This window comes from Agrobacterium tumefaciens (genome assembly GCF_005221385.1).
Taxonomy (GTDB): domain Bacteria; phylum Pseudomonadota; class Alphaproteobacteria; order Rhizobiales; family Rhizobiaceae; genus Agrobacterium; species Agrobacterium tomkonis.
In genome coordinates, this window is record NZ_CP039904.1 from 1,673,493 (window position 1) to 1,686,219 (window position 12,727).

A 12,727-nucleotide genomic window follows, 5' to 3' on the forward strand; every position below is an offset into this window, starting at 1 on the left:
CCGCCCCCTTTGGTTTTGCCGCTTACTGGAATTTCTTCCCATGCATGCAGTGTTCGACGGTCATAATGATGTGCTGCTTCGATTGTGGCGCAACAGCAAGGCCGGTGCCGATCCGGTTGCGGAATTCAAGAACGGCACGCGCGAAGGTCATATCGATGGTCCGCGTGCCAGGGCCGGCGGTCTTGGCGGCGGAATCTGCGCCATCTATATCCCCTCCGGCGACCTCATCTTGCAGGAGCCTGACGAAAACGGTCACTACGACACGCCGCTCGCCGCGCCGCTGGAGCGCTTGCCTTCGCTCGATATTGCCATGGAGAAGGCGGCAATTGCACTGAGGCTCGATCGCGCTGGCGCCTGGCGGCTTTGCCGTTCCACGGCCGATATCCGCAAGGCCTTTGCCGAGGATGTTTTTGCCGCCGTGCTGCACATGGAAGGCTGCGAGGCGATCGGTGCCGATCTCGATGCGCTCGAGGTGTTTTATGCCGCCGGCCTGCGCTCGCTCGGTCCGGTCTGGAGCCGGCATAATGTTTTCGGCCATGGTGTTCCCTTTTCTTATCCCATGTCGCCCGATACTGCGCCGGGTCTCACCGATGCCGGTTTTTCGCTGGTGAAGGAATGCAACCGGCTCGGTATTCTCATCGATCTCGCGCATATCACCGAAAAAGGCTTCTGGGATGTGGCCAAGACCACCAACCAGCCGCTGATCGCAAGCCACTCCAACGCGCACGCGCTTACCCCCGTTGCCCGTAATCTCACGGACCGCCAGTTGGACGCTATCAAGGACAGTCACGGTCTGGTCGGTCTCAACTATGCCGTGACCATGCTCAGGCCGGATGCGCGCGACATTGCCGACACGCCGCTTTCCGACATGGTGCGCCATATCGACTATATGGTGGAGCGCATGGGTATCGACTGCGTGGCGCTCGGATCGGATTTCGACGGCGCGACAGTACCCGTTGGCATTGCGGATGCGAGCGGCAACCACAATCTGGTTGCGGCGCTGAAATCGGCAGGTTACGGTGACGGGGAGTTGGCCAAAATCTGCCGGGAAAACTGGCTGCGCGTTCTGTCCCAGGCCTGGCACGAACCGGCCTGAAGACGCCCTATAGCGAATGAAATCAATCTTATAACAAAAGGGGAGATCCTATGATCAAATCGCTCAACAAATCCATGCGTATTCTCAGCACCAGCGCCGCTCTGTCGCTGATGATGCTGTCGGCTCCGCACGCTTTCGCCGCCACGCCGGCCGATACCCTGGTCGAAGGTTTTGCCATCGACGACATCATCACGCTTGATCCGGGCGAAGCGTTCGAACTGTCCGCCGCCGAAGTCACCGGCAATACCTACAGCAAGCTGGTCTCCATCGATCTCAACGACACGTCCAAGGTTATCGGCGATCTGGCCGAGAGCTGGACGACCTCCGAGGATGGCCTCACCTACACCTTCAAGCTGAAGTCGGGCCTGAAATTTGCCTCCGGCAATCCGGTGACGGCTGATGACGTGGCCTTTTCCTTCGAGCGCGCCGTGAAGCTCGACAAGTCGCCGGCATTCCTGCTGACGCAGTTCGGCCTCAAGGGTGATAACGTCAACGAAAAAGCCAAGGCGACGGATGCGAATACCTTCGTGCTAACCGTCGACAAGCCCTATGCGCCGAGCTTCGTGCTGAACGTGCTGACGGCAACTGTCGCTTCGGTGGTCGACAAGAAGCTCATCACCGAAAAGGCGAAGGCGGTCACGCCCAGCGCCGATTACAAATATGACACCGATTTCGGCAATGAATTCCTGAAGACCGGTTATGCCGGTTCCGGCCCCTACAAGATCCTTGGCTGGAAGGCCAACGAGGCGGTCATCCTCGAAGCCAACCCGAATTATTACGGCGAGAAGCCGAAGCTGAAGCGCGTCGTCTACCGCCACATGAAGGAAAGCTCCGGCCAGCGTCTGGCGCTTGAAAACGGCGATATCGACGTTGCCCGCAACCTCGAGCCCGGCGATATGGAAGCCGTTTCCAAGAAGGAAGGCCTTGCCGTCACCTCTGCGCCGAAGGGCACCGTTTATTACTTCAGCCTCAACCAGAAGAACGAGAACCTGAAGAAGCCTGAGGTCATCGAGGCTTTCAAATATCTCGTCGATTATGACGCGATCGGCGCGACGATCATCAAGGGCATCGGCGAAGTCCACCAGACCTTCCTGCCTAAGGGCCAGCTCGGCGCGCTCGACGAAAACCCTTATAAGCTCGACGTCGCCAAGGCGAAGGAACTTCTCGCCAAGGCCGGCCTGAAGGATGGCTTCACCGTATCCATGGATGTGCGCAACACGCAGCCGGTGACCGGCATTGCCGAAAGCGTGCAGCAGACGCTGGCGCAGGCGGGCATCAAGCTGGAAATCATTCCGGGCGATGGCAAGCAGACGCTGACCAAATATCGCGCCCGCACCCATGATATCTACATTGGCCAGTGGGGTTCGGACTATTTCGATCCGAACTCGAATGCTGAAACCTTCACCATCAACTACGACAATTCCGATGAGGGCAAGAACAAGACACTCGCCTGGCGCAATGCCTGGGACGTTCCTGACCTGACCAAGGAAACGCAGTCGGCGCTGCTGGAAAAGGACACTGCCAAGCGCGCCGCCATCTATGAAAACCTGCAGAAGGAAGTTCTGGCGAAGGGTCCCTTCGTCATCATCTTCCAGCAGACGGAAGTGGCGGGTTATTCCGCCAAGCTCAAGGGTCTGAAGCTCGGACCGAGCTTCGACACCAACTACGTCTATACGATCTCCAAGGAATGATCCGGAAGGATCGGTCTCTTGAGCATCGTTGAAACGAACAGCCGGGCGAGGCAGGGCAAACGCCGTGCCAACGCCCGTGTGAAGGCCGTTCTCGGCTTCGCCGTCACCGTCATCACCACCTTTCTGGGGTTGATGGCGGTCACATTTTTCATTGGCCGCGTCGTGCCGATCGATCCCGCGCTGGCGATCGTCGGCGACCGTGCGCCTGCGCATGTGGTCGAGCGGGTGCGTGAGCAGCTCGGCCTCAACCTGCCGCTCTGGCAGCAGTTCTTCCTTTATCTGAAGCAGGCGCTTTCGGGAGACTTCGGCATCTCCGTCCTCACCACCAATCCTGTCATGGAGGACATCAAGCGGGTGTTTCCGGCGACGATTGAGCTGGCCACGATCGGCACCATCATCGGTGCCGTCTTCGGCATACCGCTAGGCGTCCTTGCCGCCGTCAAGCGCGGCAGCTTTGCCGACCAGGTCGTGCGCGTCATCGGCCTCATCGGTTATTCCGTGCCGATCTTCTGGCTCGGCCTTCTGGCGCTGCTGGTGTTTTACGCCCGGCTGCAATGGGTGGCTTATCCCGGCCGCATGGATATCGTCTATGAATTCACCTTCACGCCGGTCACGGGCTTTTTCCTGATCGACGCGATCTGGCAGCGGCAATGGGACGTCTTGTGGGATCTCTTCCGCCACATCATCCTGCCCGCCTCTCTGCTTGGTTATTTTTCGCTGGCCTATATCAGCCGCATGACGCGCTCCTTCATGCTGAACGAGCTCGCCCAGGAATATATCGTTGCGGCCCGCGCCAAGGGGCTTTCGGAAACCCGCATCATCTGGTTCCACGCGCTGCGCAACGCCGCCGTGCCGCTGGTCACGGTGATTGCGCTGTCCTATGCCGGCCTGCTGGAAGGTTCGGTGCTGACCGAAACCATCTTCGCCTGGCCGGGGCTCGGCCTCTACATCACCAATTCCCTGCAGAATGCGGATATGAATGCCGTTCTCGGCGGCACGATCGTGATCGGCGCCATCTTTGTCGGCATCAATCTCTTCTCCGATCTGCTTTACCGGACGCTCGATCCAAGGACGCGCAGCCGATGACGATTTCGACTGACACACTGAAACCTTACAGCCGCGAATGGCTGCTCTCCGACCGGCCGGCCTCGCGCAAACAGGCGCGCCTTGGCCGGGCCTATGTCATCTGGCGGCGCTTTTCGGAAAACCGGCTGGCGCTGCTCGGCCTCGGCATCATTGTTGCGCTGCTGTTCGTCGCGCTGTTTGCCAATGTGCTGGCGCCACACAATCCGGTGCAGGGCGATCTGCGCAATGCCCGGCTTCTGCCTCCGGGGACCGAAGGTTACCTGCTCGGCACGGATGATCAGGGGCGCGATATTCTCTCGCGTCTCATTCATGGCTCCCGGCTGACCCTCTTCGTCGTGCTGCTGGTGGCCATCATCGCGGCACCCATCGGGCTCATCGTCGGCACCGTCTCGGGCTATGCCGGCGGCTGGGTCGATGCCGTTCTTATGCGCATCACGGATATCTTCCTCGCCTTTCCGAAGCTGGTTCTGGCGCTGGCGCTGGTGGCCGCACTTGGGCCGGGCATTGAAAACGCCGTGCTCGCCATCGCGGTCACCTCATGGCCGCCCTATGCGCGCATCGCGCGCGCCGAGACCATGACCTTCCGCAATTCCGATTTCATTGCCGCGGTGAAGCTCATGGGGGCCTCGCCCTTCCGCATCGTCCTGAAACACGTCATGCCGCTTTGCATGTCGTCGCTCATCGTGCGTGTCACGCTCGACATGGCGGGCATCATCCTCACCGCCGCCGGTCTCGGTTTTCTCGGCCTTGGTGCGCAGCCGCCTCTGCCGGAATGGGGCGCGATGATCGCTTCCGGACGCCGTTTCATTCTCGATCAATGGTGGGTTGCCGCCATGCCGGGTATTGCGATCCTGATCGTCAGCCTCGGTTTCAACCTTCTGGGCGATGGCCTGCGCGATGCGCTGGACCCCAAGGAGGCGAACCAATGAGCGCACCGCTTCTGACTGTCGAGAACCTGCGCGTTTCCTTCCCCACCCGCACCGGGCTGGTGGAGGCGGTACGTGGTGTCTCCTTCACGCTGGGACGCGAACGCCTCGGCATTGTCGGTGAATCCGGCTCCGGCAAGTCGCAGACCGGCCGCGCCATCATGGGGCTGACCCCGAAAAGTGCGCGCATCGAGGCCGATGCCCTGCGCTTCGGGGATATCGATCTTCTCAACGCTTCGGCGAAGGAAAGGCGACTCATGCGCGGCAAGCGCATGGCCATGATCCTGCAGGACCCGAAATATTCGCTGAACCCTGTCATGACAATCGGCCGCCAGATCATGGAAACGCTGCGCACCCACGAGAATATCGGCGCAGGCGCGGCGCGGCAGCGAACGCTCACCATGCTGGAGTCAGTGCAAATCCGCGATCCCGAGCGCGTGTTCGATCTATATCCGCATGAGGTATCCGGTGGCATGGGCCAACGTGTCATGATTGCCATGATGCTGGTCTGCGGCCCGGAGCTTCTGATCGCCGACGAACCGACTTCGGCGCTCGACGTGACGGTCCAACTGGAAGTGCTCGACATTCTCGACAAGCTGGTACGGGATCGCGGCATGGGGTTGATCTTCGTCAGCCACGATCTGCGCCTCGTCTCTTCCTTCTGCGACCGCGTCCTTGTCATGTATGCCGGCAAGGTGGTGGAAGAGCTTGCTTCCGCCAATCTGAAGGAGGCGAAGCACCCCTATACGCAGGGCCTGCTGAACTGCCTGCCGGAAATCGGCGGCCACCGGCATCCGCTGCCGGTTCTGGAACGCAAGCCGGAGTGGCGCGCATGAGTTCAGTTCTTTCTGTCCGCGACATGGTGGTGGATTTCGACGGTTACATCGCGCTCGACAGCGTCAGCATCGATGTGGCCGAGGGTGAATCATTCGGCATCGTCGGCGAGTCCGGTTCCGGCAAGTCGACACTGCTGCGCGCCATTGCCGGCCTCAACCATTTCGATGAAGGCTCCTTGATGGTGGCCGGGCGCTCCTATGCCGGCAAGCACCGCGACAAGAGCTTTTATAGCGATGTGCAGATGGTGTTTCAGGATCCCTATGGCTCGCTTCACCCGCGCCAGACGGTGGATGCGCTGCTGCTCGAACCGCTGGTCATCCACGGTCTGGATAATCGCGAGCAGCGCATTGCCCGGGCATTGGACGAGGTGGGCCTCGGCACCGGCTTCCGTTTCCGTTATTCGCACCAGCTTTCCGGCGGCCAGCGGCAACGTATCGCCATTGCGCGTGCGCTGATTGTCGAGCCGAAAATCCTGCTGCTGGATGAGCCGACCTCGGCGCTCGACGCCTCCATTCAGGCGGAAATCCTCAACCTGCTGGAACAGGCCCGCAAGGATCGTAACCTCACCTTCGTCATGGTTAGCCACGATCTCGGCGTCATCAGCCATATGTGTGATAGGCTGGCGGTGATGAAAAGCGGCAAGGTGGTGGAAATGCTGGAGGCGGAGGCGCTGGAAAGCCGCGAATTCAGTGCGGATTATACGAGGCAGCTGCTGGTGGCGAGCGAGGGTTTTAAGCGCGCGTGATGGCGCTTTTTGATGGGCAAGAGGTTTCTTCTCCCCGAGGGGGAGAAGATGCCCCGAAGGGGCAGATGAGGGGGCAAGCTCTCCGCATATCTCTGCCGTCGCCCCCTCATCCGTCGCTGCGCGCCACCTTCTCCCTGGCGGGGAGAAGAAACAAGCGGCACGCTTTGCTTTCACGAGCGATCTTCCTGGGTGAGGTATTTTCTCGCGACGCTGCGATGATATGGTGAGCCCCCACACCTGCCCACCCGAACAAGGTATCCACCCCATGCAACTGCGCGCATTGATGTATTTCGACGAGCTGGTCCGCACCAATTCCATGCGCGCAGCTGCGGAAAACCTGAATGTCGCGCCGACAGCGGTGAGCCGCCAGATCGAGAACCTCGAATATTATTTCGGCTCACCGCTGGTGGAGCGCTCCAGCCGTGGCGTGAAACTGACGGCGGCAGGCGAACTGCTCGCCGCCCGCGCCGGCAAGACGCTGCGCGAGCTGGACCATGTGCATCAGCTGATCGATGACCTGAAGGGGCTGCAACGCGGCCGGGTCACGGTCTATGCCAATGGCGCAACCGTGGCCAATCTTCTTGCGCCGGTGCTGGCGCAGTTCAGCCTCAAATATCCGAAACTGCGTTTCGAGGTGCATATCACCAGCGCCCGGCAGGCTATGGAGGCGCTGGGCGCGGCGGAGGCCGATCTGGTGGTCAGCCTGTTCGCGCCAAAGGTTTCCGGCGTAAAAGTGCGCTCGCGCACCCGTATCAGCTATGATGTCATCTTTCCGGCCGGCCATGCGCTCGCGGCCCAGCCGGAAGTCTCGTTGAAGGAGCTGGCCAGCCTGCCGCTCGCCCTGCCGGACAAGAGTTTTGCCGCGCGTCAGGCATTCGACACGCTGTTTGCCGATGCGGGCATCGAACTCGATCCCGTCTTCATCACCAGCTCGCTGGAAATGCTGAAGGAGCTGGTGCTGGGCCACGCCGCCGCCACGCTGCTGCCGGCGCTTTCGGTCGCGCGTGAAATCCGCAGTGGCCAGATGGTCGCCATACCCCTTGCCGGCAAGAAGGGCATCCACACCCAGATCGATCTCTGTGTTGCTCCTGACCGGCAATTGTCCTTCGCCGCTTCCAAGCTTGCTGATTTCATCGAGCGCTTCATGCGCGAGGCGACGGCGGGGTAAGCGGGCAGTCCCGTGTCTCTGTCCGAGAGGTTGATTTCCATCCGCATTTCCGTGTAGCCATTTCAGCTACACGGAGCACACAAAAATCGAGATTGTGTGTGCGCCTGCAACATGACACTCTTTTTGCAACGGGTGGTCTTTGGAAGGGCAAAAATGCCCCGGCCGCCAGACAGGGGACAATGATGCCACGCACTTATCTTTCGCAGGCGGCAACGCTTTCGCGCCGTACCGCGCTGAGCCTCGCATTGGGCACGGCGCTCTGGCTGCCGCTTTCGGCAACGGTTGCCGAAGCCGCGCCGAAAACCGCGCTGACGCTTGGCATGGCCGTCGAGCCGGCCGGTCTCGATCCGACCATTGCCGCCCCCGTCGCCATCGGTCAGGTCACCTGGCAGAATGTCTTCGAAGGTCTGGTGAAGATCGACAGCGAAGGCAAGGTGAAGCCGCAGCTTGCCGAAAGCTGGGAAATTGCGCCTGACGGCAAGACCTATACGTTCAAGCTGCGCAAGGGCGTTACCTTCCATGATGGCGAGACCTTCGATTCCGCTGTCGCGAAATTTGCGCTGGATCGAGCACGTGGCGAAAACTCGGTCAATCCGCAGAAACGCTTCTTCGCCGCCATCGACAGTATCGAGACGCCGGATGCCGCAACGCTGGTGCTGAAGCTGAAGCAGCCGGCCGGCAGCCTTCTCTACTGGCTCGGCTGGCCTGCCTCCGTGATGGTGGCGCCGAAAAGCGCGGAGAATAACCGCACCACACCTGTCGGCACCGGCCCGTTCAAATTTGCGAGCTGGGCCAAGGGTGACAAGGTGGAGTTGCAGAAGAACGGCGCCTATTGGGACAAGGCGGTCGCGGTGAAGCTGGAGAAGGCAACCTTCCGTTTTGTGTCCGATCCGCAGGCGCAGGCCGCCGCGCTGAAATCCGGCGATATCGATGCTTTCCCGGAATTCGGCGCGCCGGAGCTGATGACCTCCTTCGATGGCGATGCGCGTCTCGGCACTTTCGTCGGCAATACCGAGTTGAAGGTCGTGGCCGGCATGAACAATGCCCGCAAGCCCTTTGACGACAAGCGCGTGCGCCAGGCGCTGATGATGGCGGTGGATCGCGGCACTGTCATCGAAGGCGCATGGTCGGGCTTCGGCACGGCCATTGGCAGCCATTACACCCCGAATGACCGCGGCTATATCGACACCACCGGCGTGCATCCTTTCGATATCGACAAGTCGAAGGCACTGCTTGCCGAGGCAGGCTATCCGGATGGGTTCAGCTTCACCATCAAGGCGCCGCAGATGGCTTATTCCCAGCGCACCTCGCAGATACTGCAGGCCATGTTTGCCGAAATCGGCGTGACGATGACCATCGAAACCACCGAATTCCCGGCAAAATGGGTGGCGGATGTCTTGAAAGGTGCGGATTACGACATGACCATCATTGCCCATGCCGAGCCGATGGATATCGATATCTATGCGCGTGACCCCTATTACTTCAATTACAAGAACCCGGCCTTCAACGAGGTCGTGGCGAATGTCGAAAAGACGGCGGATGCTGGGGAGCAGGAAAAGCTCTACGGCGAAGCCCAGAAAATTCTCGCCGACGACGTGCCGGCACTGTTCCTTTTCGTGATGCCGAAGCTTGGCGTGTGGGACAGGAAGGTGAAGGGGCTTTGGGAAAACGAGCCAATTCCGTCGAATGTGCTGACGGACGTGCATTGGGAAGAGTGACGTTTGTCGATAGCCGTTTCTTCCGTCATGCCGGACTTGATCCGGCATCCAGCCAGCCCAAGTCCTTGGGCTGAAAGGGCTCTCTCCGCCGCGCAGACGCGCGTCGGCTGGATTCCGGCTCAGGGCCGGAATGACGGGAGAGAGATAACTGGACCTTCGACCGCAGGTGAAACAAAGCAAGGAGAAGATGCCAGATGTTAGCCGTCCTCATCCGGCGTCTTTTAAGCCTCGTCATCACCCTGTTTGCCGTTTCCCTCATCATCTATCTCGTCATGGGGCTCTTGCCGGGTGACCCTGCGGCCATCATGCTCGGCACTTCGGCGAGCCCCGATACGCTGGCCGCCCTGCAGAAGCAGATGGGCCTCGATCAGCCGCTGCCGCTGCGTTATCTCCACTGGCTTGCGGGCGTCTTCCGGGGCGATCTCGGGCAATCCTATACCTATGGCGTGCCGGTGGCGGGGCTGATCCTCGAGCGGCTGGCCGTCACCCTGCCGCTTGCGCTGCTGGCGGTCTGCCTTTCGGTCGCTATTGCCATTCCGCTTGGTGTGGCGGCTGCGAGAAGCCGCAACGGGCCGGTCGATTTCGCAGCCGGGCTGTTTTCGCATGTGGGTATCGCCGTGCCCGGTTTCTGGGTCGGGCTGCTGCTCATCATCGTCTTTTCCACCACGCTCGGCTGGATGCCGGCTGGCGGCTTTCCCGGCTGGACGCCTAGCTTTCTGGCAGGTTTCACCGCTCTGGTCCTTCCGGCAATCGCCCTCGCGTTGTCGCAGGCCGGTGTCCTTACCCGCGTCTGCCGCTCGGCGGTACTGGAAGTGATGAACGAGGATTTCGTACGCACCGCGCGCGCCAAGGGCCTGAGCGAACGGGTGGCGCTGTGGCGACATGCGGTGCCGAATGCGATGATCCCTGTTGTCACCATGATTGGCCTGCAATTCACCTTCCTCATTGCCGGCGCGGTGCTGGTGGAAAATGTCTTCAACCTGCCGGGTCTCGGACGGCTTGCCTACCAGGCGCTGACCCAGCGCGATATCGTCGTCATGCAATCCGTCGTGCTGTTTTTCTCGGCGCTGGTGATCGTCATGAATTTCGTGGTCGATATCGCCTATCTCTTCATCGATCCAAGACTGCGGGCAGGTGCGCGATGATGCGATTGATCCGCCGCCCCGCCTTTGCCGTCGGCATCGCCGTCACGGTCTTTCTGGTCGCAGTCGCCCTGCTGTCGCTGGTCTGGACGCCGGTGTCCCCCACAAAGATGCAGATCGTCCAGAAGCTGAAATCGCCCTTCGTGTATGGCGGTCTCGGCACGGATCATTTCGGCCGCGACGTGTTGTCCATGCTGATGGCCGGTGCGTGGAATTCGCTGTCCACCTCCATCGCCGCCGTCGCCATCGGTGCATTTATCGGCACGACCATCGGCGTTGCGGTTGCGGCGCTGCGCGGTTTCACCGAAACCGTGGTGATGCGTATCTGCGATATCATCTTTGCAGTTCCGCCGATCCTGTCGGCCATGATGCTTGGCGCCTTCATCGGCACGGGGCGCTTCACCGCCATCATCGCCATCGCCACCTTCATGGTGCCGGTGTTTGCCCGGCTGACACTGGGGGCGGCGTTGCAGATATGGTCGCGGGAATATGTCACCGCCGCCACCAGCATCGGCCAGAACCGCGCCAGGATAACGCTCTTTCATGTCGTGCCGAATATTTCCAACCAGATCATCGTGCAGGTGACGATCCAGCTGGGTCTTGCGATATTGACGGAAGCGGGCCTTTCCTTCCTCGGTCTCGGCATGCCGCCACCTGCCGCCACCTGGGGGCGGATGCTCGCGGACGCCCAGACCTATCTGGGTGTGGCGCCCTGGCTCGCCATCATGCCCGGCCTTGCGATCGCGCTCGCCGTCTTCGGCCTCAATCTTCTCGGCGATGGCCTGCGCGACCTGCTGGACCCGCGCGATACCAGCTGACCGTTTCAAGCCGATATCTCCCCTATTTCCTGTTTTTCTGACGAGACGATGCCATGACCGATCTCATAGACCTCAACACGCTCGAAATCCTGGCGCTTTACCGGGACAGGAAGCTTTCGCCATCGGAATATTGGCAGGTGGTGGAGGCGCGTATCGATGCTTTCGAGCCTGTCGTGAACGCGCTTTACGCTTACGATCCGGAGGATGCACGCAGGCAGGCGCTGGCCTCGACGCAGCGCTGGCAGAAGGGTGAAACGCTCGGCGCCCTCGATGGCATTCCGGTCTCGCTGAAGGAACTGATCGCCACCAAAGGCCATCCCGTTCCGCTTGGCACGAGGGCGGTGGACCTGGTGCCTGCGGTTGAGGACGCGCCGGTGGCCGCCCGCTGCCGCGAGGATGGCGCAATCCTTTACGCCAAGACCACCTGCCCGGATTACGGCATGTTATCATCAGGCCTTTCCAGCTTCCACAAGCTCAGCCGCAATCCGTGGGACCCCACCCGGAACCCCGGCGGCTCCAGCGCCGGTGCTGCTTCGGCAGGGGCTGCGGGTTATGGCACGCTGCATATCGGCACGGATATTGGCGGCTCGGTGCGGCTGCCGGCGGGGTGGACCGGCCTGTTCGGTTTCAAGCCAAGCCAGGGCCGCATCCCGGTCGATCCCTATTATACCGGCCGTTGCGCCGGACCGATGACCCGCACCGTTGCCGATGCCGCCTATGCCATGGCGACGCTTTCCCGCCCCGACTGGCGCGATGGCACCTCTCTGCCGCCCAACGATATCAACTGGATGAACCTCGATATTAATGTGAAGGGCCTGAAGATCGGCCTGATGCTGGATGCGGGCTGCGGCCTGCCGCTGGAGGATGAGGTGCGCGACGCCGTGCTCTCCGCCGCCAGGCTGTTCGAGGCGGCGGGCGCGATCGTGATACCCGTCGAGCCGGTGCTGACGCGGGAAATGCTGGATGGGCTGGACGATTTCTGGCGGGCGAAATTCTGGGGTGACATGGCGGCGCTGAGCGTGGATCGCCGCGCGGCGATCCTTCCCTATATTCACGCATGGGCACAGAAGGGGGCGGAGGTCTCCGGCGCGCGCGCGGTTTTCGGCTTCAACCAGACCATGGAAATGCGTAAGACCTGCGGGCGCTTGATGCAGTCCGTCGATGCGGTGATTTCACCCGTCAATCCCATCGTCTCCTATCCGGCCGACTGGGCCTCGCCCACCAATGATCCCGAACTTCCCTTCGAACATATAGCCTTCACGGTGCCGTGGAACATGTCGGAACAGCCGGCCTCCTCGATCAATTGCGGCTTCTCCAGATCGGGAATGCCCATCGGCTTGCAGATCGTCGGGCCGCGTTACGAGGATTTGTTCGTGCTGAAGCTTTCAAAAGCCTTCGAGAATTGGGGTGGCGGTGTGCGGCGCTGGCCGGAGCTGCCGCAGGCCCGCTGATCCCACCTTTATCGGGCTTGTAGTATTGCCATAATACCCGCATCGCGAT

Annotated in this window: 11 protein-coding genes; all 11 read left to right on the forward strand. The window is 61.1% G+C overall.

The features are described from left to right. Positions 1-40 precede the first annotated feature (40 nt). The 11 genes from CFBP6623_RS22905 to CFBP6623_RS22955 all read left to right on the forward strand — a co-directional run bounded on the left by CFBP6623_RS22905 (position 41) and on the right by CFBP6623_RS22955 (position 12,678). Complete coding sequence (locus CFBP6623_RS22905; RefSeq protein ID WP_046800911.1) at positions 41-1,096, forward strand: dipeptidase; 1,056 nt, start codon at positions 41-43, stop codon at positions 1,094-1,096. A gap of 50 nt (positions 1,097-1,146) precedes the next feature. Then, the gene (locus CFBP6623_RS22910) at positions 1,147-2,787 is read left to right on the forward strand and encodes an ABC transporter substrate-binding protein (protein WP_046800910.1); all 1,641 of its coding nucleotides are present in this window, start codon (positions 1,147-1,149) and stop codon (positions 2,785-2,787) included. An 18-nt stretch (positions 2,788-2,805) separates the two neighbouring features. Then, positions 2,806-3,873 (forward strand): ABC transporter permease, encoded by a 1,068-nt coding sequence (locus CFBP6623_RS22915; RefSeq protein ID WP_003499026.1) that lies wholly within the window; start codon positions 2,806-2,808, stop codon positions 3,871-3,873. Beyond that, on the forward strand, positions 3,870-4,802 hold the full coding sequence (locus CFBP6623_RS22920) for an ABC transporter permease (RefSeq protein WP_046800909.1): 933 nt from the start codon (positions 3,870-3,872) through the stop codon (positions 4,800-4,802). The genes CFBP6623_RS22915 and CFBP6623_RS22920 overlap by 4 nt, the downstream gene beginning before the upstream one ends. After that, positions 4,799-5,635 carry an ABC transporter ATP-binding protein gene (locus CFBP6623_RS22925; protein ID WP_046800908.1) on the forward strand — a complete coding sequence of 279 codons (837 nt, stop codon included), beginning with the start codon at positions 4,799-4,801 and terminating at the stop codon, positions 5,633-5,635. The genes CFBP6623_RS22920 and CFBP6623_RS22925 overlap by 4 nt, the downstream gene beginning before the upstream one ends. Next, the gene (locus CFBP6623_RS22930; RefSeq protein ID WP_046800907.1) at positions 5,632-6,381 is read left to right on the forward strand and encodes an ABC transporter ATP-binding protein; all 750 of its coding nucleotides are present in this window, start codon (positions 5,632-5,634) and stop codon (positions 6,379-6,381) included. The genes CFBP6623_RS22925 and CFBP6623_RS22930 overlap by 4 nt, the downstream gene beginning before the upstream one ends. A gap of 265 nt (positions 6,382-6,646) precedes the next feature. Beyond that, entirely contained in the window at positions 6,647-7,549 is a 903-nt protein-coding gene (locus CFBP6623_RS22935; protein ID WP_046800906.1) for a LysR family transcriptional regulator, read from the forward strand. Between the two features lie 182 nt (positions 7,550-7,731). Continuing rightward, the gene (locus CFBP6623_RS22940) at positions 7,732-9,267 is read left to right on the forward strand and encodes an ABC transporter substrate-binding protein (protein WP_080843256.1); all 1,536 of its coding nucleotides are present in this window, start codon (positions 7,732-7,734) and stop codon (positions 9,265-9,267) included. Between the two features lie 194 nt (positions 9,268-9,461). Next, entirely contained in the window at positions 9,462-10,412 is a 951-nt protein-coding gene (locus tag CFBP6623_RS22945; protein WP_080842937.1) for an ABC transporter permease, read from the forward strand. Further along, the gene (locus CFBP6623_RS22950) at positions 10,409-11,227 is read left to right on the forward strand and encodes an ABC transporter permease (RefSeq protein WP_167379190.1); all 819 of its coding nucleotides are present in this window, start codon (positions 10,409-10,411) and stop codon (positions 11,225-11,227) included. The genes CFBP6623_RS22945 and CFBP6623_RS22950 overlap by 4 nt, the downstream gene beginning before the upstream one ends. Before the next feature lie 53 nt (positions 11,228-11,280). Next, entirely contained in the window at positions 11,281-12,678 is a 1,398-nt protein-coding gene (locus tag CFBP6623_RS22955; protein ID WP_080842938.1) for an amidase, read from the forward strand. Positions 12,679-12,727: the final 49 nt, after the last annotated feature.

Coding starts and splice junctions, on each gene's coding strand:
- CFBP6623_RS22940 (WP_080843256.1), top strand. CDS start 7,732: ATGCCACGCACTTATCTTTCGCAGGCGGCAACGCTTTCGCGCCGTACC.
- CFBP6623_RS22955 (WP_080842938.1), top strand. CDS start 11,281: ATGACCGATCTCATAGACCTCAACACGCTCGAAATCCTGGCGCTTTAC.
- CFBP6623_RS22945 (WP_080842937.1), top strand. CDS start 9,462: ATGTTAGCCGTCCTCATCCGGCGTCTTTTAAGCCTCGTCATCACCCTG.
- CFBP6623_RS22935 (WP_046800906.1), top strand. CDS start 6,647: ATGCAACTGCGCGCATTGATGTATTTCGACGAGCTGGTCCGCACCAAT.
- CFBP6623_RS22905 (WP_046800911.1), top strand. CDS start 41: ATGCATGCAGTGTTCGACGGTCATAATGATGTGCTGCTTCGATTGTGG.
- CFBP6623_RS22920 (WP_046800909.1), top strand. CDS start 3,870: ATGACGATTTCGACTGACACACTGAAACCTTACAGCCGCGAATGGCTG.
- CFBP6623_RS22910 (WP_046800910.1), top strand. CDS start 1,147: ATGATCAAATCGCTCAACAAATCCATGCGTATTCTCAGCACCAGCGCC.
- CFBP6623_RS22925 (WP_046800908.1), top strand. CDS start 4,799: ATGAGCGCACCGCTTCTGACTGTCGAGAACCTGCGCGTTTCCTTCCCC.
- CFBP6623_RS22950 (WP_167379190.1), top strand. CDS start 10,409: ATGATGCGATTGATCCGCCGCCCCGCCTTTGCCGTCGGCATCGCCGTC.
- CFBP6623_RS22930 (WP_046800907.1), top strand. CDS start 5,632: ATGAGTTCAGTTCTTTCTGTCCGCGACATGGTGGTGGATTTCGACGGT.